The organism is Rathayibacter sp. VKM Ac-2759, from assembly GCF_009834225.1.
Classification (GTDB): domain Bacteria; phylum Actinomycetota; class Actinomycetes; order Actinomycetales; family Microbacteriaceae; genus Rathayibacter.
Genome location: NZ_CP047176.1, coordinates 280,638 through 302,910, shown reverse-complemented (window position 1 = coordinate 302,910; position 22,273 = coordinate 280,638). Strand labels below are relative to the sequence as shown.

Below are 22,273 nucleotides of genomic sequence, written 5' to 3'. Positions count from 1 at the left end.
CGGGGACCATTGTGGCGGCGCCGGGGCGCGCTGCGGAGGGTTCGCTACGCGCGGGACTCGTGCACGTCGCGCGCCTTCGTCACCCGGGCGGAGTCGACCGGGTTCATGCCGATCACGATCTTGCCGCGCGAGTGCCGCTTCTCGAGGTCGTCGAAGGCGTCCTCGATGTGGTCGAACGGGTAGAAGCCCGAGACGAGCACCCGCAGCTTCTGCGCGCCGACCAGCGCCACGAGCTCGCCGAGGATCTCGGTGTCGCGCCGCGCGGTCTCAGCGTCGGGCCACACGGCGCGCAGCTCGATCTCCTTGCGGTCGTCGCTCGAGTGGAAGCGGCCGGGCTCGGTGCCCACCTCCTCGGCGAGCGCGGCGTTGTCGCCGCCGAAGTTGTCGAGGAACACCGTCACCCCGTTGGGCGCGGCCGCGCGGATGCGGTCGGCGATCCCGTCGCCGTAGACGATCGGCTTCACTCCGATCTGGCGGAGGTAGTCGAAGTTGCGCTCACCGCACGTGCCGAGCACCGTCGCTCCGCGGAGCTTCGCGAGCTGGATCTCGAGGCTCCCCACGCCTCCGGCCGCGGCCGACACCACGACCGTGTCGCCCTCGCGCACCCGGGTGGCCTCGAGGGCGCGCCAGGCGGTGACGCCCGCGAGGAACAGCGCGCCGCCCACCTCCCAGCTCACGGAGGCCGGCTTGATCACGAGGTTCTCGCGCGGCACGACGACGTGGGTCGCGTGCGAGCCGACGAGCGCGTGGCCGACGACCTCGCTCCGGAGCTTGAGATCGTGGACGCCCTCACCGAGCGCGACGACCCTGCCGGCGAGGTCGGTGCCCTGCCGCATCGGGAAGACGGCGGAGTGGTCGGAGTCGAACATCCCCTGCCGGATGAACGCCTCCATGTGGTTCACCCCGGCCGCGAGGACCTCGACGAGCACCTCGCCCCTCCCGGGGCTCGGCCTCTCGACCTCCGCGATCTCGAGCACGTCAGCACCGCCGAAGCGGGAGTACTGGACGACACGGGCGGAATCGGAGCGCAGACGGGACATGCCTCATCCTCTGCCCTGGCCCCCTCCTTCGGTTGACCCCCGAAGGGGGACGTGCGCTTCCCGATCCACGAGCCGTCCCCGCCACCCCCCTCGCCTCACCCGCAGGCCGCCCCCACTCCCCCTCCTCCAGAAAGGGTTGCGGGACAGACGGAAGGGGAGGAGCGGGGTGTGCACCCGGCACACCCCGCTCCTCCCCTTCTGTCTGTCCTAAAAGAACACAGTCCTAGAAGAACACCGCCTAGTTGGCGACGCGGAGGGAGATCGCGGCGCTGGTGCCCACGTTCCCCGCCTTGTCCTGCGCCCTCGCGGTCACCGGGTAGGTGCCGTTCGGGTACGAGGCCGAGCTCGCCGAGAGCGCCCACGTCCCGTTGGACTGCTTCACGCCGTTGCCGAGCTTGGTCGTTCCCGCGTAGAACACCACGGAGGTCACTCCGACGTTGTCGTCCGCCGAGGCGACCAGGCGGATGGAGCCGGTCACCGTGGTGCCCGAGGAGGGCGAGGTGATGGTGGCGGTCGGCTTCTCGGTGTCCACCGGTGCCGTCGTCGGGCTCGTCGTCGGAGTCGCGGTCGGCGACGCCGTCGGGCTGGTGGTCGGCGCCGGCGTCGAGCTGGCGGCCACGCGGAGGGAGATCGCCGCACTGGTGGCGACGTTGCCCGCCTGGTCCTGGGCCCGCGCGGTCACCGCGTAGGTGCCGTAGGGGTAGCCGGCGGTGCTCGTGGTGAGCGCCCACGAGCCGTCGGACTGCGCCGTGCCGTTGCCGAGCTTGGTCGTTCCCGCGTAGAACACCACGGAGGTCACTCCGACGTTGTCGCTCGCGGAGGCGACGAGCCGGAACGAGCCGGCGACCGTCGTGCCCGAGGCGGGCGAGGTGATCGCGACCGTGGGCTTCTGGGTGTCCGTCGCCGGGGGCGTCGTGGGAGGCGTGGTCGGCGTCGTCGTCGGCGGGGTGGTGGGCTCCGGAGCGGCGTTCGTCGGCAGCGTGCTCACGGCGTAGCCGTAGTAGCGGCCGGCGATCGGACGGGTCGGGTCGCCCGCGAAGGTGCGGCCGCGCTCGGCGCCGGCCTTCGCCTGCGCGACGATCTGCGCGCGGACCTGCGCGGGGCTCTTGCCGGCGCAGGATCCGCCGGAGCTCAGGCAGTCGAGGACGACGCCGCTGACCGCGGCGGCCGACATGCTCGTGCCGGACTGGACGTAGGCGTAGGAGCCGCCGAGCTTGGTGGTGTACGGGCAGACGCCGGGAGCGGCGACCGTGTGAGCGCGGTCGGCGGCCGAGACGGCGAAGTTGCTCTTGCCCGCGGTGGTGTCGTCGGCGGTGTCGACGCCGGCGCACGGCGCGGCGGCGAGTCCGCCGGGCTTGCCGTCGTAGTTGGCGATGTTGGTCGCCGTCAGCACCTCGTCGTACGCGGCGGGGATGGCCGCGGCCAGGTCCTTGCCGCCGGTCGTGTTGCCGGCCGAGCTGACGATCGTGATGCCCTTGGCCTCGAGCTCGCAGACCATCTGGTGGATGACGTCGTTGTTCGAGCGGCCGCAGTTGCCGTCGTCGGTGCCCGCGGTGGCGAGCGACATGTTGACGACCTTGATGTTGCGCGAGGCCGCGTTCTTCGAGACCCAGTCGAGCGCGCAGACGATGCCCTCGGCGGTTCCCTTGTTCTTGTCGTCGAGCACGCGGACCGAGTAGATCGGCGCACCGGGGGCGATGCCCACCGTGCCGTTGGCGTCGTCGATGGCGGCCATGTAGCCGGAGACGGCCGTGCCGTGCCCGTTCGTGTCGCTCGCGTCGCCGGCGCCGTAGCAGTTGATCTGCTCGCGGAGGTCGTAGTTGCTGTTGGGGTTCACACCCGAGTCGATGACCGCCACGGCGGGACCGGTGTAGTTCGTCACGCCGTCGCCGGCGCGGACGGGGGCCTTGTCGGCCTCGGTCGCGAGCACGTGCGAGGGGAGGACCTGCGCCTGGCCCTCGAACACGACGTCGGCCGGCGCGACCGCGATCACGCGCGGGTCGGCCTCGAGGGCGGCCTGCTGGCGGGAGGTGAGGGTCGCGGTGAAGCCGGCGGTGCCGCCCTCGTAGGTGATGAGGTCGGTGACGCCGAGGGCGGCGACGACCTGCTGCGACACCGCAGTGGAGTCGACCGTCACGAGGTAGCGGCCGGCGGTGTCGGCCTGGGCCGGGGTGGAGCCGGCCACGGCGAGACCCGCGCCGACGGCGACCGCCACGGCGAGAGCCGCGACACGGCGGAGGAGGGATCGGGCCGGCGGCGCGGAGGCCGGAGCGGTACGAAGGGAGGACACGGATTCCGTCGATTCTGTCGGCGTCGCGGCCGACTGTTCGGTGGTGCGTTTCTGGCCAGGTGCTGGCGCCTCGAGACGGGCGCCCGCGCCGCTGCTGCGGGGCTCGGGGGGCGCCGGGAGGCGGCATGGCGTGCGAATCTCACCGAGCGTGAATCGGCCTGGGCCGTCCGCTCCCCCCATCGGAGTGACTCACCCTCGACTCCAACAGACTTCGGGTGATTTCACAGCATCGGGCATGACCCCAGTACGGGGGTGTTTTGCCCCCCTGTCCCACAAATGACGACCCTGCACGGCGACCCGCGGACCCCGCCCGCGAAACCCCCGGTCACAGCGCGGGTTCAGCGTCCTTTCGCCCCGCGTCCACGCGGCTTGACTCGCCCTTCGCGCGGAGTAGTGTCGTCGCTCGTGACACACGAGGCCCCTCCGTCCGACGCGGAGGAACTACCCACCGACGCGAACGAGCTCCGCACCGCGAAGCACTTCTTCATCGGGGAACCGCTGCCGAGCGACAAGCTCGAGGGGCAGCTGCTGCAGAAGCGCCTCGCGCTCCCCATCTTCGCGAGCGACCCGCTCTCCTCCGTGGCCTACGCGCCGCAGGAGCTGCTGATGATCCTGCTGCTCGGCGGGCTCTCGTTCCTCACCTTCGCGCCCTGGGTCGCGGGCTGCGTCGTCGTCCTGCTCGTCGTGGTCGTCCTCAGCTACCGGCAGCTCATCAAGGCGTACCCGTCGGGAGGCGGCGACTACGAGGTCGCGCGCACCAACCTCGGCGAGACGGCCGGGCTCACCGTGGCGGCGGCGCTCCTCGTCGACTACGTCCTCACCGTGGCCGTGTCGGTCGCCTCCGGAGTCGACAACATCATCTCGGCGGTGCCCGAGCTCGCCCCGCTGCGGGTCGAGCTCGCGATCCTGTTCGTGGTGCTCCTGGCCGCGGTGAACCTCCGGGGCGTCTCGGAGTCGAGCAAGGCCTTCGCCCTCCCCACCTACCTCTTCGTCGCGAGCGTCTTCGTGATGGTCGTCGTGGGACTCGCCCGCACCGCCTTCGGCGACACCCCGGTGGCCGAGTCGGCCGGCTTCACCGTCGAGGGCGAGCAGCTCACGCAGGCCGCGGTCGTCCTGCTCCTGCTGCGCTCCTTCGCGAGCGGCTGCGCCGCCCTGACCGGGGTCGAGGCCATCTCCAACGGCGTCCCGGCCTTCCGCGTCCCCAAGGTCAAGAACGCGCAGCGCACGCTCGTCGCGATGGGCACGATCGCCATCACCCTCTTCGTCGGGCTCACCGCGCTCGCCCTGCTCTCGAACGTGCACTACGCCGAGAGGGCCTGCGACCTGGTGGGCTTCGCGAACTGCGAGACGACTCCGCAGCGCTCGGTGATCGCGCAGGTCGCCGCCGCCACCTTCGGCAACAACTCGGTCCTCTTCTTCGTGATCCAGGCCGCCACGGCCGCAGTGCTGCTGCTCGCCGCGAACACGGCGTTCAACGGCTTCCCGCTGCTGGGCTCGGTCCTCGCGCGCGACGGCTACGCACCCAAGTCGCTGAACACCCGCGGCGACCGCCTCATCTACTCCAACGGAGTGATCATCCTGGCGCTCGTCGCCGCGATCATCCTGCTCGTCTACCAGGCGTCGCTCACGAGCCTGGTGCAGCTCTACATCATCGGCGTCTTCGTCTCGTTCACCCTCGGTCAGTCGGGCATGGTGAAGCACTGGATCCGGATGATCAAGAACGGCGAGGGCACGCGCACCGTCTACACGAGCCTGGGCATCAACCTCTTCGGCGCCACCCTCACCTTCGCGGTGCTCGTCGTCGTCACGATCACCAAGTTCACCCACGGGGCGTGGCTGGTCTACCTGGTCATGCCGATCCTCGGCTTCCTGATGGCCGGCGTGTACCGCTACTACCGCGATGTCGAGAAGGAGATCGAGGTCGATCCGACCACGACCTTCGGCGCCAACGGCGACCACGCGATCGTGCTCGTGGGCCGGATGAACAAGCCGACCCTCAAGGCGCTCGACTACGCGATCGCCGCGCGGCACGAGAGCCTGGAGGCGATCCACTCCTCCATCGACGACGCGCAGACCGCGCAGCTCAAGGCCGACTGGGCGAGCATGGACATCGAGGTGCCGCTGCGCTGCATCGCCTCGCCCTACCGCGACATCTCGTACCCGCTGATCAAGTACATCAAGGCGCACCGCCTCGAGCACGGGTCCGAGATCATCACCGTCTACATGCCGCAGTACATCGTCGGGCACTGGTGGGAGACGCCCCTGCACAACCACAAGTCGCGGCGGATCCGCCAGAAGCTGCTGCTCGTGCACGGCGTCACCGTGGCGCTGGTGCCGTGGCTGCTCGACTCGTCCGAGGTGATCTACGGACGCCGCTCGCGCCCGATCCCCGGCCAGTCGCGCCGCGGCGAGCCGATCCGCCCGGTGACGCGCCGGCCGATCCCGCCCGCCTCGGTGCTCCCCAAGGGCGCCGCCGGCGAGGGTGCACCGCGCCGCCCCGCGGAGCGGCCCTCGTCCGCAGCGCGCAACCGCGCCAAGCGCCGCTGACCCGGTCGCCCAGGGGCGGCGGTAGGGGGCAGAGGTAGAGGGCAGAGGTAGAGGGCCCGCGGCTCAGCCTGCGGGCCCTCGATTTCCCCTTGTGCCTTCCCCCGAAGGCGGCCCGCCCCAACGGGCCACTTCGACGCTATCGGCGGGCTATGCACCGCCGCATCCTCCTCACGACGGATCCGTGCGTGCTTCCGGAGGAGGAGCGACGGCGAGCCGCCAGAGCAGCGCCACGCCGACGACGGCCAGGACGCTCCAGGTGATGACGAGGATCGCCGCGTCGACGACGTACGAGCGGTACTCCTCCTCGAACGGGTCGAGGCCGGTGCCCGCGAGCACGATGCCGGCCGGCACGACCGCTGCCGCGAGCACGGTGGTCCACGCGGCCAGGCGCGCAGGCCCGCGCGCGTCGGTCTCGATCAGGTGCGGCTTCCGGGCGACGTACCAGACGGCCGCGCCGATGCAGAGGCCGAGCAGACCGAGCACTCCGCTCGCGTACTGCGCCCACTTGTAGCCGGGGAACGGCCCGATCCGCTGCTCGAGGAAGGGCATCGCCGCCACGAACGGCCCGCCCACGTGCGTGAAGCCGTCCCAGAGCACGTGGCTCGCCGATCCGATCACGAGGCCGGCCGCCGTCAGCAGCAGCGCCGCGGTCCACGCGCGCGCACCCCTCGGTCGCGGCGGGCGGGGGCGGAGGCGCACCCGCACGATCCAGGGGGCGAGGTCGCGCCAGGCCGGGGCGAGCAGCAGGTTCCACAGCACGAGGCAGACGGCGCCGAGGAGCAGGTCGACCGTCACGACGCCGAGGAGCGAGTGGGTCGACTCCCGCGCCCAGCGCACCGGCAGGTAGAGGCCGACGTCGGGTGCCATCGCGCCGACGGCCACCGCGGCCGCCGGGATCCGCCCGTTCGAGAACGCCAGTGCGACGACGGCGTGGCTCGGGGTGAACGGCATAGTGCACGGTATCGCTGACGCCCCGCCCGCGGTCGACGCGTGGGGAGCTCCGAGCGAGCCGACCGTAGAATCGCACGATGGTCCGGCCCGCCCGGGCGGGGTGCGACGGATCGGAGCGGTGTGCGGAAGGCGTTCGCGATCCTCCGACTCGCACTCGCGGGCACCGGTGTCGTGGGGCTCGTCGCCGACTTCCTCTACACGCTCGGCTTCCGCGCGTTCCAGATCGACAACTTCTTCGCCTACTTCACGACCCAGTCGAACATGGCCGGAGTCGTCGTGCTCGCCCTCTCGGGGCTCGTCGCCCTGGCCCGCGAGCGCGAGCCGCGCTGGCTCAGCAGCGTCCGAGCCCTGGTGCTGACCTACATCGTCGTCTCGGGCATCGTCTTCGGACTGATCGCGGTCGAGGCGAACAACCGCGGAGTGCGCGTCGACGTGCCCTGGTCGAGTGCGCTCCTGCACTTCGTGATCCCGGCGCTCGCGATCCTCGACTGGATCCTGGCGCCGGGCCGGCACCCGGTGCGCTGGCGCTGGGCCCTCACCGTCCTCGGATTCCCGATCGTCTGGGGTGTCATCACCCTCGTCCGCGGCGCGCTGATCGGCTGGTACCCGTACTTCTTCCTCGACCCGGGCCAGGTCGACGGCCCCGTCGCCTTCGTGCTCTACGACGTCATCGTGCTCGGGCTGATCTCGGGCATCGCGGCGTTCGTCGTCGCGCTCAGCCGCGTGCGGCCGCTCGGCGCGCCCCGCGCGGCGGAGTGGCGGGGCCCGTTCGCGAGACTGCGCGAGCTCGTCAGCCGGGGACGACGGCGAACGGCTCCAGCGCCGTCTGCGCGACCGTGAGCAGCTCGTCGTCGCTCAGCGCCTGCAGCGACAGCGCCTGATCCGCCCCGAACAGGCCGACCAGGACCGCCTCGCCGGTGACCGGCTGCAGGTTGACCCACTCGGTGATGCCCGCCTCCGAGCCCACGAGCGACCAGCGCGATGCGGTGACCGCGTCGGTGTCCCAGAACGGCTCGTCGAAGCGCAGCCACAGCGAGTCGACGACGCCCGCGCCGAGCGCCGCGATCGCCGCGCGGTGCGCGAACGGCAGGGCCGGGTCGAAGGCGATCGCGTCGCTCTTGAGCACCCCGATCGGCACGGTGACCAGGACGCGGTCGGCGGTGAAGGACTCGCCGGTCGCCAGGCGCACGCTCGCGCCGTCCTCGTCGTAGCCGATGCCGCTGACGGCGGCCCGGAGCGACACCTCCACGTCGTCGAGCAGCGTCTCGACGACGGGTGCGAGACCGTTCGCGTAGAGGTCGTCGGAGGCGTCGCTCAGGTCCTCGGCGGTGGTCGCGGCCGAGGCGTCGCCGAGCCCGTACCAGGCCGACAGCTCGGCCGTCGCCGCGCCCGTGCGCAGTGCTGCGCCTCCGGCGAGGTAGGCGGCCACCCGCTCCGCGTCGCCGTCGCCGCGGCCCGGCTCGGCACTCGCCGGGTCGGCGGCCCCCGAGCCCGCGAAGGCCTCGGCGAGCGGGAGGTCCTCCGGCTGCTCCGCGCCCCACTCGAGAGCCCGGGTCAGGGCGTCGGGCCCGGTGGTGCCCGCGTCGAGGTCGCTGCCGTCGGCGGCCACCGAGCGGACGGCCTCGAGATCGATCGCCGAGAGGGCGATCCCCGCGTCGAGCGCGCTCTCCCGCAGCGAGGGGCCGGCTCCCGTGAGCGCCCAGGCTCCGGAGTCGACCGCGATGGGCCAGCCGTCGGGGGTCGACGTCTGGATGCGCCCGCCGACCCGCTCCCGCGCCTCGACGAGCGTCACGTCGTAGCCGGCGTCGACGAGGCGCCTCGCCGCGACCGCACCCGCCAGGCCCGCGCCGATGATCGCGATGCGCTCGCCCTCGGCCGCGATCGCGGCGATCTCGCCGGCCGCGCGGACGCCGGAGTTCCAGGCGCCCTGGAGCGTCGCGGGGGCCTCGGTGTCGGTGGCCTCGCCCGCGAAGAAGAGCCGGTCGAGCACGTTCTGCGCGAGGTCGTCGCGGTGCTCGGGCGTCGCCCCGACGGGGAGGTAGGAGGCGGAGCCCAGCGCGTACGGGTCGGTGCCCCAGGTGGAGCGCACGAAGGCGGCAGGGGTCGGGACCGCCGTAGTGCTCGGCGTCGGGACGGGCGCCTTGGTGACCGAGCGGGTCGGCGTCGGACGCGGCGGCGTGCACCCCGCGAGGACCAGGAGGCCGACGCCCGTGGCGGCTCCCGACAGGAAGGTGCGGCGTCCGATCGTCATCCCCGTCATCCTACGTTCTCGCACGTCCCGGCCCGATGCCGGCGACGCGCGTCACGGCCTCCTCCAGCACCTCGGGCGAGCAGGCGAGGTTGAGGCGGACGAAGCCGCGCCCCTCACGGCCGAAGTCGACGCCCGGCGAGAGCGCGACGCGCGCCCGCTCGAGGATCACCGCGGCCGGGTCGTCGCCGAGCCCCGCTTCGCGCAGGTCGATCCACGCGAGGTAGCCCGCGCTCGGCCGGCGGTAGCGGGCGGCGGGCAGGAGCCGGGCGAGCAGCGTCCCGAGCAGCTCCGCGCTCTCGTCGATCGCGGCGAGGACCCCGTCGAGCCAGTCCTCTGCCTCCTCGAACGCCGCGACGCTCGCGTGCAGGCCGAGCAGCCCCGTCCGCCACGCGACCTCCTCCGGCAGCGCCCCGAGCGCCGAGCGGAGCCGCGCGTCGGCCGTCACGATCAGCGCGCACTTGAGTCCGGCCAGGTTCCAGCCCTTGCTCGCGGAGGTGAGGCAGACGCCGACCCGCGCCGCCTCCGACACGGCGAGGAACGGGGTGAAGCCGCGCTCGGTGCGCGCGAGCGGCCCGTGGATCTCGTCCGAGACGACCAGTGCGCCGTGCTCCTCGGCGAGCGCCGCGAGCTCGGCGAGCTGGGACGCGGAGTGCGCGAGCCCGAGCGGGTTGTGCGGGTTGCAGAGCAGGATCGCCGCGGCCCCGGCGCGGAAGGCCCGCTCGATGCCGGCGAGGTCGAGGCGGTACGCCCCCGACTCCTCGAGCAGCGCGACCTCGAGCACCTCGTGCCCCGCCTCCGGGATCAGCTCGAAGAACGGCGCGTACACCGGCGGGGTGATCACGACGCGGCTCGCCGGTGCGAGGAGCACGCGCAGCACCTCCGTGATCGCGACGCTCACGTCGGTGGCACTCCGCACCTGCTCCGGATCGACCCGCCAGCCCCAGCGCCGCTCGGCGAACCCGGCGAACGCCTCCGCGAGGGGCCCCGGGCCGAAGGCGTAGCCGGTGTCGGAGGCGCGCACCCGCTCCACGAGGCGCTCGGCGATCGCCGGCGCGATCGGGTAGTCGGTCTCGGCGACGAACAGCGGCAGCACGTCGTCGGGGAACAGCCGCCACTTCGCACTCGTGCGGCGGCGGAGGATCTCGAGCGGCTCGGCGCGGACGACGGTCATGTCCCCACCGTAGGCCGAGGGCAAGGCCGGGCGGATGCTCCGCCTGCAGTGGTAGGACTAGGGGCATGAGCAACGACATCCGCGAACTCTCCGAGGGCGAGAGCTATCTCGCCTTCTTCCAGGGCGGGCCGTTCGACGGCCAGACCGAGACCCGTGTCAGCACCGCAGGCGGCTACGAGAAGGAGGTCGACGTCTATGCGGCCGTCGACGGCCAGGAGACGCACCTGGTCTACACCTCCGTCACCGCGAAGGAGGTCGGCGAGTCGGTCCACGTGACCTACACGCTCGACACGCCCGACTCCGATCCGATCGAGGACCCGGAGGACCGCGGGGGCGGATTCCAGTAGCCCGCACTCCCCCTCCCGAGATGCCGTTCCGGTCGCGTTCCGCGCGACCAGGGCGGCATCTCGTGCGTTCGCGGGGGCATCGTGTCGGAGGTCGGCGCTAAACTGACGGTTCCTCATCTGCGGTACCTCGACTCGTCAGGGAGCCATCGTGTCAGTGCACCTCGCGGCAGCGCCGCCGATCGGCCCCGGGGTGCGGGCGTGACGCCGCTGCGCGGCTCCGCCGCTCGCGAGTGGCTGGAGGCGCGGGGGGTGCTGGCCGACCCGGCCGCCGCCCTCGCCCTCGTCGCGCAGGAGTGGGCGGCCCCGGAGGTGGTCCTCCGCAGGATGTGGCACACCGCCGCGGCGCTCCACCGGTCCGGCTCCGACGCGGGCGCGGTCCTCGTCGTGATCCCCCTCGAGGGCGTCGTCGCGTTCGAGACGCCGGGCGGGGCGATCGCCTCGGTCGGCAGGGGCCGGTTCGCGGCGCTCCCCGCCTCCGCGACCCTCACGACCGGAGCCCCGAGTGCGCGGATCGAGCTGCTGATCCGCCCGCCCGGCCCCTCCCCCGAGCGCGCCGTCCGCTCGTCCCCGGCGCTCCCGGTGCTCGTCGCGACCGCCAACGCGATCCTCGACGGCGCCCTCGATCCCGAGGAGCCGAGCCGGGCCGGCCTCGGCAGCGCGCTGGAGAGCCTCCTCGCCGCCGTGCTGGCCGGCTCGGCTCCGTGACGAAGTGTGACCCTTCCGGGGGCATCTCGGAGGCGCCGATCCTACGATCGCGCCGGGAACGGCCGAACGACGGCCGCCCGGACGGAGACGACGATGCCCACGGAGCAGACCACCTCGACGATCGGCGCCCAGTCCGCCGAGTTCACGACCGGCTTCACCGAGGCGATCGGCGACGAGCTCGCCGCGGTCTTCGCAGCCGAGCAGGCCGACCTGGTCTCGAGCGGGGTCCCCTCGGATGCCGTCGCGGCGGGTGACCGACTGCCGAGCGCGACGGTCGTGACCGTGGACGGCGACACCGTCCACCTCGCCTCCGTCCTGGGCAGAGGGCCCGCCGTTCTCGTGTTCTACCGCGGCGCCTGGTGCCCCTACTGCAACATCACCCTGCGCCACTACAGCGCCACCCTCGCCCCGGCGCTCGAGGAGCGCGGAGTCGCGCTGGTCGCCGTGAGCCCGCAGACGGCCGACCGCTCCGCGTCGGTGGGCGACGGCGAGCTCGGCTTCACCGTCGTCTCCGACCCGGGCAACGTGCTCGCGGGCGAGCTGGGCATCGTGACCGCGCCGAGCGACGCCGCCGTCGATGCGCACACGGAGCTCGGCTTCGCGGTCAAGGACTCGAACGCCGACGACACCGCCGCGATCCCGTTCCCGACGGTCCTGGTGCTCGACGAGGCCGGCGTCGTCCGCTTCGCCGACGTGCACGTCGACTACACGACGCGCACCGAGACCGACGAGATCCTCGCCGCGGTCGACGCGATCGCGTAGGCAGTGCGGGGAGGGGCTGTCAAGGGTCCCTCCCCTCCCAGCGTCCTCCCCATCCGCGTCGCGATGCTCGCCGAATCACACCACGACGCCGAGGCACGGCGCCGGAAGGAGCACGACTCATGGCAGAGATCACCGCCCACCACGGACTCTTCAAGGACACCGACCTGCACGTCGACGACACCGGCGGCTCCGGCCGCCCCGTCGTCCTGATCCACGGCTGGCCCCTCTCGGGCGAGTCGTGGAGCGAGCAGGTCCCGGCCTTCGCGGCCGCCGGCTACCGCGTCGTCACGTACGACCGCCGCGGCTTCGGACGCAGCGACAAGCCGCTGACCGGCTACACCTACGACACCCTCACCGAGGACCTGCACACCTTGCTCACCGGGCTCGACCTGCAGGACGTCACGCTCGTCGGCTTCTCGATGGGCGGCGGCGAGGTCGCCCGCTACTTCTCGAAGTACGGCGCCGAGCGCCTGCGCAGCGTCGTCTTCGCCTCCGCGGTGCCGCCGTACCTGATGAAGACCGACGACAACCCGGAGGGCCCGCTCGAGAAGTCGCAGGCCGCCGAGATGACCGCCGGCCTCACCAAGAGCCAGGACGACTTCTACGAGCAGTTCACGACCGAGTTCTTCTCGGTCGACGGCGAGCTGAAGGTGACGGAGGCGCAGCGCCAGGACGCGCTCGCTCTCGCCGAGCAGTCCTCGAAGCACGCCGCGCTGGCCTGCATGACCGCGTTCGCGACCACCGACTTCCGTGAGGACCTGCCGAAGGTCTCGGTCCCCGCGCTGGTCATCCACGGCGACGGCGACGCGACCGTGCCCTTCGAGGGCTCCGGCGCGCGCACGCACGCCGCGATCCCCGGCTCCGAGCTGCACGTCGTCGCGGGCGCCCCGCACGGCGTCAACGTGAGCCACGCCGAGGAGTGGAACCGGGTCGTCCTCGAGTTCCTCGCCAAGTAGAGCCCCACGGTCCGAAGGGGGTGCTCCGCTGCGGCGGGGCGCCCCCTTCGTCGTCCGTCGCCCGCACAGAACCGAGGTCGTGAGTGCGCATCCGCCTCTCAGAAGCGACCCGAGTCACCTCAGCCTCGATTCCGCGCGGCACAGGGAGGTGAGTGCGGCGGACGCCTGCCTTCGGAGGCACCCTCCGCGTGCACCGTCACTTCCTCGAATCCAGGGAACCCTGGACCGTCGAGACCGCCCTCCACGGCGGGCTCCCTCGACGGTTCACGGTTCCCTCGGTGCCGACGCGTCGTGCTCAGCCCTTCTCGGCGCCCTCGGTCGTGTTCATGATCCGCTTCTGGAAGACGAAGAACAGCACGGCCACCGGGATCGACATCAGCACCGCCGCCGCGAGCTGCAGCGGGTACTGGTTGCCCGTGCCCAGCTGCCCCGAGACGAGCGACGCGACTCCGGTGGTCAGCGTGTTGAGCTCCGGCGACTGCCGCGACACCACGAAGTGCGAGAACTCGTTCCACGAGCCCTGGAACGACAGGATGAACAGCGTGACGATCGCCGGCCGCGCCATCGGCACCACGATCGAGCGGAACGTGCGGAACACCCCGGCGCCGTCGATCCGAGCCGCCTCCTCGATGGAGGCGGGGATCGAGTCGAAGAACTGCTTCATGATGAAGATGCCCGCCGCGTCCACGATCAGCGGCACGATCATCCCCGCGTAGCTGTCGTAGAGGCCGAGCTGCTTGAGGATCAGGAAGCGCGGGATGAGCAGCACCACTCCGGGGACGCTCATCACCCCGATGAACAGGGCGAACAGCAGTCCGCGCCCGCGGAAGCGCAGCCGCGAGAGCGCGTAGCCGGCGAGCGAGTCGAAGAAGACGCGGCCCACGGTGACGAAGAGGGTCACGATCACCGAGTTGAGGGTCCACAGCGGCAGCGGCACGTCGGTGAAGAGCCGCTCGTACGAGGCGAACGACCAGGTCGCCGGCAGCAGCGACAGCGGGTTCGAGGTCGCGTCGGCATCGGTCTTGAACGACGACGCGACCGAGATCAGGAACGGGTAGATGTAGACCAGCGCCAGTCCGATCAGCAGCAGGTAGCCGCCGATCAGCGACGCGCGGCCGCGGGCGCCGAGCTGGACGCGGCGGTGCGGGAGGGGCGTCGACGGCGGCGGCTCCGCCTCCGTGCGCGTGTCGGAGTCGACCAGGGTGCTCATCGCACGCCTCCCGTGGTGAGGGTCGTCGCGGCGTCGGCACGGGCGGCCCGGCGGGTGCGGCGGGCGCTCGGCTCGCCCTTCTCGCGGAGGATCGCGCGCTGCAGCAGCGTCAGGACGACGATGATGAAGAACAGGATGAAGGCGATCGCCGCGCCCTGGCCCCAGCGGAGGTCGGTGAACGACGACTCGTAGGCGAGGTAGGCGGGCGTGAGCAGCGTCTTGCCTGGTGACCCGCCTCCGGTGAGGTAGATCTGGTCGAACACCTGCCAGGTGCCGATGAGGCCGAGCGTCAGCACGGTGAAGAGCGTGGGCTTGAGCATCGGCAGGGTCACCGAGAAGAACTTGCGGAGGGGCCCTGCGCCGTCCATGAGCGCCGCCTCGTCGATCTCGGCTCCGATGTTCTGCAGCGCCGCGAGGAACAGCAGCATGAAGGTGCCCGACGTGGTGAAGATCGCCATCGTGATCAGCACGCACATCGCGACGGAGGGGCCCGAGAGCCAGTCCCACCAGGTGAGGCCGAGCGGCGCTCCGCCCGCGAACCACGAGCCGTCGACGCCGACGGCGCCGAGCACGGTGTGCAGCACGCCGGTCGGGTCGGCCATCCAGGTGGGCCCGTCGGCACCGAACCAGCCGAGCACCGCGTTGACGACACCGGAGGCGCTGAAGAGGAACAGGAAGATCACGGTGATCGCGATCGACGAGGTGACGGAGGGGAAGTAGAACGCGGTGCGGAAGAAGCCCCGCCCGCGCAGCACGCGGCGGTTGACCTGCACCGCGAGGAACAGAGCGAGCGCCGTCTGCAGCGGCACCACGAGCAGCACGTAGTAGACGTTGTTGCGGATCGCGGTGCCGAAGTCCTTCTGCGCGAGGCCGGAGTCCACGAGCACCGCCCGGTAGTTGTCGGTGCCGACGAACTGCGCGGTCGGCCCGAGGGGCGAGCCGAGGCCGTTCCAGTTGCTGACGCTCACCCAGAGAGCGAGGCCGATCGGGACGACGAGGAACACGCCGACGACGATGATCGCGGGGAGGGTGAAGAGCCAGCCGTAGCGGGCCTCGTGCCCGCGGATGCCGGAGCGGCGGCTCCGCGCGGTCGCGGTGGTGCTCATCGAATGCGTCTCCTTCGACGGTCGTGCGGGGTCGGGTGGGGCTGCGGGGGTGCGATCTGCAGGAGGCAGGTGTGCGATCTGCAGGAGGCAGGTGTGCGATCTGCAGGGGATCGGCCGGAGGATCGCGGTCCCTCGCGGCGAACGGCGCGGGATCGCGCGGAACCCCTGCAGATCGCACAGGGAGGCGGGAGACGCGCCGCCGCCTCCCGCGCCCTGCGCTACTGCGCGTTCGCGGTGTCGAGCGCGTCCTGCAGGTTGGTCTGCAGATCCGCGAGGATCGCCTCCGGATCGCCCGTCGCCAGGCCCTCGAGGGCCGAGTTGAAGTCGGTGATCACGGTCGCGGCGCCGGCGAAGGCGACCGGGCTGACGGCGTAGTCGTTGCCCGAGACGAAGGCGGCGTTCTCCGGGTACTCGGTGGCGTACGCCGCGGCACCCGTCTCGGTCGACGGGATGACGCCGAACGCGTCCGCGAACGCGAGCTGCTGCTCGTCCGTGGTCAGCGCGGTCACGAGCGACTCGGCCTGATCGGCGGTGTCGCTGCCTGCGGGGATGCCCCAGCAGTTGCTGAAGGTGAAGGTCGACTTCCCGCCGGGGCCCGCGGGCAGCTCGGCGACCGTGTACTTCACGTCGGGGTAGTCGGCCTCGAGTGCTCCGTTGATCCACGGGCCCTCGATGACCATCGCGGCGGCGCCCTTGCCGAACGCCTCGCCCGACCAGCCGGAGTCGAGGTCGGCCGGGAACTTCAGCGTCCCGTCGGTCAGCAGCTTCTTGACCTCGGTGAGCCCGGTGACGTTCTCCGGAGTGTCGGCGGTGACGGTCTCGCCGTCCTCGGACAGCAGCGAGCCGCCGGCCTGGTTCATGAAGGTGCCGATGCGCGCGTACTCCGCGCCGAACGAGAGACCGGTGACGCCGTTCGCGGTCAGCTTCTGCGCCGCCGACTCGAGCGAGGCCCAGTCGGTGGGGACGTCGGCGTCGGTGAGACCGGCGGCCGCCCACAGGTCGGTGTTGATGACGAGGCCGAGCGTCGAGAAGTCCTTGGGCTCGCAGTAGAACTGGTCGTCGTAGGTGAACGCATCGCGCAGGGCGGGGTAGAAGGCGTCGGCGTTGCCCGCGTCCTGCGCGTAGGGCTCGAGATAGCGGTTGCTCGCGTAGGTCTGGAACTGGTCCCAGCTCATGTAGAAGAGGTCGGGCGGGTTGCCGCCGGAGAAGCCCTGGCCGAGCTGCTGCGTGAGATCGCTCGCGGCGACGACCTCGACGGCCGTGCCGTTCTCCTCGCCCCAGGCGTTCACGGCGTCGGTGACCGCGGTGGTCTCGGCGTCGCCGGACGAGCCGATCATGACGGTGAGCCCGGCGGAGTCGTCGGAGGCGCCGCCTCCCGGGCTCGAGCACGCGGCGAGCGAGACCGTCAGACCGGTCGCGAGGAGGGCGGCACCCCAGCGTGCCGCTCGGTGGGTGGATGTCATTGCCTGACCTTTCGTGGGGGAACGGGGGCGTCCGGCGTCGATGCTCCGACGTCAGCTCTCGGGGTGGTGGGCGGGGGTGCGCACGACGAGGTGCGGGGTGATGAGGCGGTGCGCCTCTCCGGGCGCGAGGGAGCGGTGGACGACGTCGTCGCCCTGCTCGCCGAGCAGCAGCTCGAGGGCACCGGAGGCGACCGCGACGAGGTCCTGCTCGACGCTCGGAAGGCCGACCGCGGCCGCGACCGGGGTGTTGTCGAAGCCGACGATGGGCAGGTCGGCCCGCCCGACGGCGACGGCGGCCATCGAGGCGCCGAGCGCGAGCGAGTCCGAGACGCAGACCAGGCCGTCGATCTCCGGCCTTCCGCGGAGGAGGTCGATCGCCGCGGCACGCGCCTGCTGCACGTCGTCCTCCGCCGTGGCGGTCAGGCGGGGAGCGTCCGGGAAGCGCTCGGCGAGCACGCGCTCCCAGCCGCTGCGCCGGTCGTCGCCGGTCGCCGATCCGCCGGGCCAGCCGAAGAAGGCGATGCGGGTGCAGCCCGCGTCGGCGAGATGCTCGGTGGCCTGCGCGACCCCGGAGGCGCCGTCGACATCGACCCACAGGTGCTGCGGCTCGCCCTGGTCGTCGAGTCCCCAGGGCCGGCCGAAGGTGACGAACGGCACGCCCTGCTCCGTGAGCCAGGCGGTGCGCGGGTCGCCGTAGAAGGTCGAGGTGAGCACGAACGCGTCGACGTCGGCCCCGTCGCGCAGCTTGCCGATGCGCTCGATCTCCTCCTCGGGGCTCGCGGCCGTGTAGAGCAGGATGCGCATGCCCCGCCTGTCGGCCTGCTCGGTGACGGCGTGCAGGAAGCGGTCGAGGAGGCTGCCCGAGATGCCGTCGAGCACGCGGTCCATCCGCACGCCGATCGTCCCCGACTTGCGGGTGCGCAGGCGCCGGGCGGAGGCGTGGGGCCGGTAGTTGAGGTCGCCGATCGCCTTCTCGACGCGCTCGCGGGTGCTCTCGCGCACGATGTGCGGGCTGTTGAGGACGTTGGAGACGGTCTGACGCGAGACGCCGGCCGCGCGGGCGACGTCCTCGACGGTCGGCAGTGCCATGCGTCCTCCTCGACGGGATCTCGGTGATGTGAACGTTCAAATCTGCGGCGATCCGGGATTTGATCGATCAAATTCTGTGGGTAATGTTACCTCCGACGCCCCGCCTGTCAACCACGCGGCTCCGGGCGCCCGTGCCGGGCGCGGCCCGACCGCACGATCCAGTCCCGACGATCCAGTGAGGAGTCGACCGTGACGACCGAGCACGACGACCGCCCCAGCCCGCCTCGACAGCCCCTCCTGCACGACGCCGTCGTGCTGCTGCGGGCCCCCACCCAGCTCTGGTCGGACGACGAGGGTGCGCTCGGAGCACTGCCTGTGCACGGCCTCTACCACGGCGACGTCCGGGTGCTCTCGGGGATGCGCCTGATCGTCGGCGGGCAGCCGCTCGAGCCGATCGCGGTAGGACGCGACGGAGCCTCCTCCGCCCGGTTCACCGCGCTCGCCCGCCATCTCGACGACGACGCCGCGGACCCCCGTCTCCGGGTCGTGCGCACGCGCACCGTCAGCGCCGGAGCGCTGCACGAGCGGATCCGCCTCGAGTCGACACTGCCCTCCTCCGTCGTCACCACGGTCGAGCTCGAACTCGAGCCGGACTTCTCGCTCGTCCACACCGTCAAGGCCGGGCTGCGCGACGACGAGGACGTCGAGACCGCCACCGCCGACGGCGTCGTCCGCTGGATCCGCGGGACCGCCCGCGCCGAGGTGAGGGCGCCCGGCGCGGTCGTCGCTCCCGAGCTGATCACCTGGGACGTCGCCGTTCCCGCCGAGGGCGCGGTCGAGCTCGACTGGAGCATCGAGATGCACGACTCCGCGATGGTCGTCGCCGAGGCCCCCGGCGGCGCGGAGTGGACGGGCACGACCCTCGAGACGGGCGACTCCCGGCTCGCCTCGTGGTGCCGCGCCGCGCTCGACGACCTCGACGCGCTGCGCATGGTGACCACCGAGCGTCCCGGCGAGCCGTTCCTGGCTGCCGGAGCACCGTGGTTCTTCACGCTCTTCGGGCGCGACTCGATCTGGGCCGCGCGGATGCTCCTCCCGCTCGGCACCGAGCTGGCCGCATCGACCCTGCGCGTGCTCGCGGGGCTCCAGGGCACCCGGCACGTCGCCGAGACCGCGGAGCAGCCGGGCAAGATCATGCACGAGCTGCGCGCGACGACGCTCGAGATCCCCGGCGAGGGCGTCTCGCTGCCTCCGCTCTACTTCGGCACGGTCGACGCGACGGCGCTGTGGGTGTGCCTCCTGCACGACGCCTGGCGGTGGGGCATGCCCGACGACGAGGTGGAGGCGCTCCTCCCCCACCTCGAGGCGGCACTGCGCTGGCTGCGCGAGGACGGCGACTCCGACGGCGACGGGTTCCTCGAGTACGTCGACACCACCGGCCACGGTCTCGCCAACCAGGGCTGGAAGGACTCCGGCGACTCGATCCAGTGGCGCGACGGCTCGCTCGCCGAGGGTCCGATCGCGCTCTGCGAGGTGCAGGCGTACGCCTACGAGGCGTTCGGCGGAGGCGCGGCGCTGCTCGAGCGCTTCGGTCGCGACGGCGCCGAGTGGCGCGCCTACGCCTCCGCGCTGAAGGCGCGCTTCACCGACGCCTTCTGGATCGACGACGCCGACGGGGGCTACCCGGCGATCGCCCTCGACGCGGCCAAGCGCCCGGTCGACACCGTGACCAGCAACCTGGGCCATCTGCTCGGCACCGGCGTCCTCACTCCGGAGCAGAGCGCGCGCGTGGCCGAGCTGCTCGTCTCCCCCGAGCTCGACTCGGGGTTCGGCCTCCGCACCCTGTCGACCGACTCGGCCGGCTACTGGCCGCTCTCGTACCACGGAGGCTCGGTGTGGGCCCACGACACCGCGATCGCCGTCACCGGGCTCGCGCGCGAGGGGTTCGGGGCGGAGGCGACTGCTCTGTCGCGCGGTCTGCTCGCGGCCGCCGAGGGGTTCGGCTACCGCATGCCCGAGCTGCACTCGGGCGATGCGGCGGTCGAGGTGCACTCTCCCGTGCCCTACCCGGCGGCCTGCCGCCCGCAGGCCTGGTCGGCGGCGGCGGCGGTCGCCGTGCTGACGGCGGCCCTCGGGCTCGCACCGGGCGGCGAGACCCTCGTCGTCGCACCGATCTCGCCGGCGCTCGCCGGGCCGATCCGGGTGCACGGCGTCCGCCACCGCGGCTCGGTCGTGCCGATCGACTGGGACGGGGCGGTCTGAGCGCCGGACGCCGACCGGGAGGGGGCCGCGCGCGCGACGGTGCGCACGAGGCCTCCTCGGCCGGCGTCCTGCGCGGAGCCCGTCAGGACAGCCGCGCCACGACCGCCCGCGCGATGCGGCGCCCGGAGCGGTTGGCGCCGATCGTCGACGCCGTCGGCCCGTAGCCCGCGAAGAACACCCGCGGATCTGTTAGGGAGGCGCCGTCGGCGACCGCGACTCCGCCCTCGCGCTCGCGGAGCCCCAGCGGCGCCAGGTGCCGCAGCTCCGGGCGGAACCCGGTGGCCCAGATGATCGCGTCGGCGCGGCTGAACGAGCCGTCCGGCCAGCGCACGCCGTCCTCCTCGATCGCGCGGAACATCTCGCGCTCGCGCAGCACGCCGCGCTCGATGCCCGCGACGACCCGGCGGGTGCGCTGCACCCCGGTGCCACCGACGATGCTCGGCAGGGCACGGCCGGCGCGCGCGGCGCGGTCCTGCTCGGCCACCGCCTCCACCGCGGAGTTCAGCGCGAGCTGCTCGCCGTCGTGGTAGCTGACGGGCCGGCGGGTCGCCCAGGTCACCGTGCGGGCGACCCGCTCCAGCTCGAGGAGGAACCCGATCGCCGAGGTGCCGCCGCCCACGACGACCACCTGCTGATCGGCGAAGTCCGCCGCCCGCACGTACTCGGTGGTGTCGATCTGACGGCCGCGGAAGCTCTCGCGGCCGGAGTAGTACGGCACGAAGGGCGAGCCCCACGTGCCGGTCGCGTTGACGAGGATCCGCGCCCGCTCGCTCCCGCGGTCCGTCTCGACGACGAGCTCCGCCGAACGGTCGCCCGGCGTCGCACTGCTGACGCTCCGCACCGCCTCCGGACGGCGCACCGCGAGCTCGAACCCGTCCTCGTAGCGCCGGTAGTACTCGCTGACGACGTCGCGGGCGGGCCGGCGGTGGTCGGCCGTCGCGAACGAGAGCCCGAGGCGGTCCATGCCGGGCAGGTCGTGCACGCGGTGCGCGGAGCCGAGCCGGAGCGCCTCCCACCGGAACTGCCACGCCCCGCCCGCGCGCGGCCCGCGGTCGAGCACAGCGAAGTCGACGCCCGGGACGAGCCCCAGACGGCGCAGGTAGTACGCCACCGACAGGCCGGCCTGGCCTGCGCCGACCACGACGACGGGCCGCGGATCGAGCGCTCGGGTCACGCTGCTCCCAACGGGTCGAGGGGCCTCGACGGCCCGACGCGTGAGGCACGGAGTGGCGGATGCCCCGTCTGCTAAACTACCGGCTAGATTTCATTCTTCTCTGTCTGCTTCTTTTCCCCAGCCGGCTCCTGCCGGTCTGGCCTGTCATCGTGAGGGGGTCACCCATGGGGCGCGGCCGTCAGAAGGCAAAGAACACCAAGATCGCTCGGGAGCTGAAGTCGTTCAGCCCAACGGTCGATTACAGTGCGCTCGAGCGCGAGCTCAGCCACCCGGACGAGCCGGACTACTCGAAGTGGATCGACCCCTCGGACGACGAGGGCGACGACACCGACTTCGTCGAGGAGCAGCACCAGAAGCGTGCCTGACGCATCGTCATCCACGGGGTCGCTCGGTTCGAGCGGCCCCGTTGCTCGTTCCGGGGCGCCGGGAGTCGTCGAGCAGGTGTCGACCCGGGTCGCCTACGAGACCCCGTGGATCCGCGTCCGCGAGGACGAGGTCCTCTGGCCCGGCGGCAGCACCGGGGTCTACTCGGTCGTCGAGCGCGCCGACTACGCGCTCGTGCTGCCGCGCGAGCGCGACGGCTTCTGGCTCGTCGAGCAGTACCGCTACCCGATCCGGCGGCGCGCGTGGGAGTTCCCGGCGGGCGGCTGGCCGCACGGGTCGGCCGGCGGCGACGCCGAGGCGCTCGCCCGCGCGGAGCTGCGCGAGGAGACCGGACTGCGCGCCGGCCGCCTCCAGCACCTCGGGCGGCTGAGCGAGGCCTACGGATTCGTCGCGCAGGCCGTCGAGATCTTCCTGGCCGAGGATCTCGAGCACGGCGAGCACGAGCGCGAGGTCACCGAGTCGGACATGGTGCAGCAGTGGTTCTCGGACGCCGAGGTCGCCGGCATGGTCCGCTCGGGTGCGATCGTCGAGACGGCCGCCGTCGCCGCTCTCGGCCTGTTCTGGATGCACCGGGGGCTCGTGCCCTGACGCGCGCGCCGGCCTCGGACGCACTGCTCGGCTCGGT

The 22,273-nt window shown here is 72.4% G+C and carries 19 protein-coding genes; 9 read left to right on the top strand and 10 right to left on the bottom strand.

The annotated features are described in order from the left end of the window. Positions 1-44: 44 nt before the first annotated feature. Both GSU68_RS01400 and GSU68_RS01395 read right to left on the bottom strand, forming a co-directional pair. Positions 45-1,040: an NADP-dependent oxidoreductase gene (locus tag GSU68_RS01400; RefSeq protein ID WP_159905346.1), complete on the bottom strand. Its 996-nt coding sequence runs from the start codon at positions 1,038-1,040 to the stop codon at positions 45-47. A gap of 238 nt (positions 1,041-1,278) precedes the next feature. Next, positions 1,279-3,255, bottom strand: coding sequence for an Ig-like domain-containing protein (locus GSU68_RS01395; RefSeq protein ID WP_159905345.1), 1,977 nt, complete (start codon positions 3,253-3,255; stop codon positions 1,279-1,281). Between the two features lie 561 nt (positions 3,256-3,816). Between GSU68_RS01395 and GSU68_RS01390 the strand changes: the two genes are divergently transcribed. After that, positions 3,817-5,877, top strand: coding sequence for an APC family permease (locus tag GSU68_RS01390; protein WP_244259440.1), 2,061 nt, complete (start codon positions 3,817-3,819; stop codon positions 5,875-5,877). 168 nt (positions 5,878-6,045) lie between these two features. Here the strand turns inward: GSU68_RS01390 and GSU68_RS01385 are convergent, their stop codons facing one another. Then, positions 6,046-6,828 carry a DUF4184 family protein gene (locus tag GSU68_RS01385; RefSeq protein WP_159905343.1) on the bottom strand — a complete coding sequence of 261 codons (783 nt, stop codon included), beginning with the start codon at positions 6,826-6,828 and terminating at the stop codon, positions 6,046-6,048. 120 nt (positions 6,829-6,948) lie between these two features. Between GSU68_RS01385 and GSU68_RS01380 the strand changes: the two genes are divergently transcribed. After that, a complete protein-coding gene (locus GSU68_RS01380) occupies positions 6,949-7,668 on the top strand; it encodes a Pr6Pr family membrane protein (RefSeq protein WP_159905342.1) in 720 nt (239 codons plus the stop codon). On the opposite strand, the gene GSU68_RS01375 is transcribed toward GSU68_RS01380, so the two are convergent. Continuing rightward, entirely contained in the window at positions 7,619-9,079 is a 1,461-nt protein-coding gene (locus GSU68_RS01375; RefSeq protein WP_159905341.1) for an NAD(P)/FAD-dependent oxidoreductase, read from the bottom strand. The two genes, GSU68_RS01380 and GSU68_RS01375, sit on opposite strands and share 50 nt — an antisense overlap. Positions 9,080-9,089: 10 nt before the next feature. Further along, positions 9,090-10,250: an aminotransferase class I/II-fold pyridoxal phosphate-dependent enzyme gene (locus GSU68_RS01370; protein ID WP_159905340.1), complete on the bottom strand. Its 1,161-nt coding sequence runs from the start codon at positions 10,248-10,250 to the stop codon at positions 9,090-9,092. Between the two features lie 65 nt (positions 10,251-10,315). Between GSU68_RS01370 and GSU68_RS01365 the strand changes: the two genes are divergently transcribed. The 4 genes from GSU68_RS01365 to GSU68_RS01350 all read left to right on the top strand — a co-directional run bounded on the left by GSU68_RS01365 (position 10,316) and on the right by GSU68_RS01350 (position 13,020). Beyond that, a complete protein-coding gene (locus GSU68_RS01365; protein WP_159905339.1) occupies positions 10,316-10,597 on the top strand; it encodes an oligoribonuclease in 282 nt (93 codons plus the stop codon). Positions 10,598-10,795: 198 nt separating this feature from the next. Next, entirely contained in the window at positions 10,796-11,302 is a 507-nt protein-coding gene (locus GSU68_RS01360) for a hypothetical protein (RefSeq protein ID WP_159905338.1), read from the top strand. Positions 11,303-11,395: 93 nt separating this feature from the next. Continuing rightward, positions 11,396-12,064 (top strand): peroxiredoxin-like family protein, encoded by a 669-nt coding sequence (locus tag GSU68_RS01355; protein ID WP_159905337.1) that lies wholly within the window; start codon positions 11,396-11,398, stop codon positions 12,062-12,064. 119 nt (positions 12,065-12,183) lie between these two features. Beyond that, a complete protein-coding gene (locus GSU68_RS01350; protein WP_159905336.1) occupies positions 12,184-13,020 on the top strand; it encodes an alpha/beta hydrolase in 837 nt (278 codons plus the stop codon). Between the two features lie 295 nt (positions 13,021-13,315). On the opposite strand, the gene GSU68_RS01345 is transcribed toward GSU68_RS01350, so the two are convergent. From GSU68_RS01345 to GSU68_RS01330, 4 genes are all read right to left on the bottom strand, one after another. Further along, positions 13,316-14,230: a carbohydrate ABC transporter permease gene (locus GSU68_RS01345; RefSeq protein WP_159905335.1), complete on the bottom strand. Its 915-nt coding sequence runs from the start codon at positions 14,228-14,230 to the stop codon at positions 13,316-13,318. Continuing rightward, positions 14,227-15,336: a sugar ABC transporter permease gene (locus GSU68_RS01340; protein WP_159905334.1), complete on the bottom strand. Its 1,110-nt coding sequence runs from the start codon at positions 15,334-15,336 to the stop codon at positions 14,227-14,229. The genes GSU68_RS01345 and GSU68_RS01340 overlap by 4 nt, the downstream gene beginning before the upstream one ends. A gap of 218 nt (positions 15,337-15,554) precedes the next feature. Next, complete coding sequence (locus GSU68_RS01335) at positions 15,555-16,799, bottom strand: extracellular solute-binding protein (protein WP_159905333.1); 1,245 nt, start codon at positions 16,797-16,799, stop codon at positions 15,555-15,557. 51 nt (positions 16,800-16,850) lie between these two features. Then, positions 16,851-17,888 (bottom strand): LacI family DNA-binding transcriptional regulator, encoded by a 1,038-nt coding sequence (locus GSU68_RS01330; protein WP_159905332.1) that lies wholly within the window; start codon positions 17,886-17,888, stop codon positions 16,851-16,853. Between the two features lie 189 nt (positions 17,889-18,077). On the opposite strand from GSU68_RS01330, the gene GSU68_RS01325 reads away from it, so the two are divergent. Beyond that, positions 18,078-20,090: a glycogen debranching N-terminal domain-containing protein gene (locus GSU68_RS01325; protein WP_167305272.1), complete on the top strand. Its 2,013-nt coding sequence runs from the start codon at positions 18,078-18,080 to the stop codon at positions 20,088-20,090. Between the two features lie 82 nt (positions 20,091-20,172). Here the strand turns inward: GSU68_RS01325 and GSU68_RS01320 are convergent, their stop codons facing one another. Further along, on the bottom strand, positions 20,173-21,264 hold the full coding sequence (locus tag GSU68_RS01320) for an NAD(P)-binding domain-containing protein (RefSeq protein WP_159905331.1): 1,092 nt from the start codon (positions 21,262-21,264) through the stop codon (positions 20,173-20,175). A 164-nt stretch (positions 21,265-21,428) separates the two neighbouring features. On the opposite strand from GSU68_RS01320, the gene GSU68_RS01315 reads away from it, so the two are divergent. Continuing rightward, positions 21,429-21,629, top strand: a complete 201-nt coding sequence (locus GSU68_RS01315) for a DUF3073 domain-containing protein (protein ID WP_056044798.1) — start codon at positions 21,429-21,431, stop codon at positions 21,627-21,629. Positions 21,630-21,705: 76 nt separating this feature from the next. Continuing rightward, positions 21,706-22,236: an NUDIX hydrolase gene (locus tag GSU68_RS01310; protein WP_159905330.1), complete on the top strand. Its 531-nt coding sequence runs from the start codon at positions 21,706-21,708 to the stop codon at positions 22,234-22,236. Positions 22,237-22,273 lie beyond the last annotated feature (37 nt).

Excerpts from the sequence above, each read along its gene's own strand:
- GSU68_RS01400 (WP_159905346.1), bottom strand. The coding sequence starts at position 1,040 with ATGTCCCGTCTGCGCTCCGATTCCGCCCGTGTCGTCCAGTACTCCCGC.
- GSU68_RS01385 (WP_159905343.1), bottom strand. The coding sequence starts at position 6,828 with ATGCCGTTCACCCCGAGCCACGCCGTCGTCGCACTGGCGTTCTCGAAC.
- GSU68_RS01375 (WP_159905341.1), bottom strand. The coding sequence starts at position 9,079 with ATGACGATCGGACGCCGCACCTTCCTGTCGGGAGCCGCCACGGGCGTC.
- GSU68_RS01370 (WP_159905340.1), bottom strand. The coding sequence starts at position 10,250 with ATGACCGTCGTCCGCGCCGAGCCGCTCGAGATCCTCCGCCGCCGCACG.
- GSU68_RS01365 (WP_159905339.1), top strand. The coding sequence starts at position 10,316 with ATGAGCAACGACATCCGCGAACTCTCCGAGGGCGAGAGCTATCTCGCC.
- GSU68_RS01355 (WP_159905337.1), top strand. The coding sequence starts at position 11,396 with ATGCCCACGGAGCAGACCACCTCGACGATCGGCGCCCAGTCCGCCGAG.
- GSU68_RS01350 (WP_159905336.1), top strand. The coding sequence starts at position 12,184 with ATGGCAGAGATCACCGCCCACCACGGACTCTTCAAGGACACCGACCTG.
- GSU68_RS01345 (WP_159905335.1), bottom strand. The coding sequence starts at position 14,230 with ATGAGCACCCTGGTCGACTCCGACACGCGCACGGAGGCGGAGCCGCCG.
- GSU68_RS01340 (WP_159905334.1), bottom strand. The coding sequence starts at position 15,336 with ATGAGCACCACCGCGACCGCGCGGAGCCGCCGCTCCGGCATCCGCGGG.
- GSU68_RS01335 (WP_159905333.1), bottom strand. The coding sequence starts at position 16,799 with ATGACATCCACCCACCGAGCGGCACGCTGGGGTGCCGCCCTCCTCGCG.
- GSU68_RS01330 (WP_159905332.1), bottom strand. The coding sequence starts at position 17,888 with ATGGCACTGCCGACCGTCGAGGACGTCGCCCGCGCGGCCGGCGTCTCG.
- GSU68_RS01315 (WP_056044798.1), top strand. The coding sequence starts at position 21,429 with ATGGGGCGCGGCCGTCAGAAGGCAAAGAACACCAAGATCGCTCGGGAG.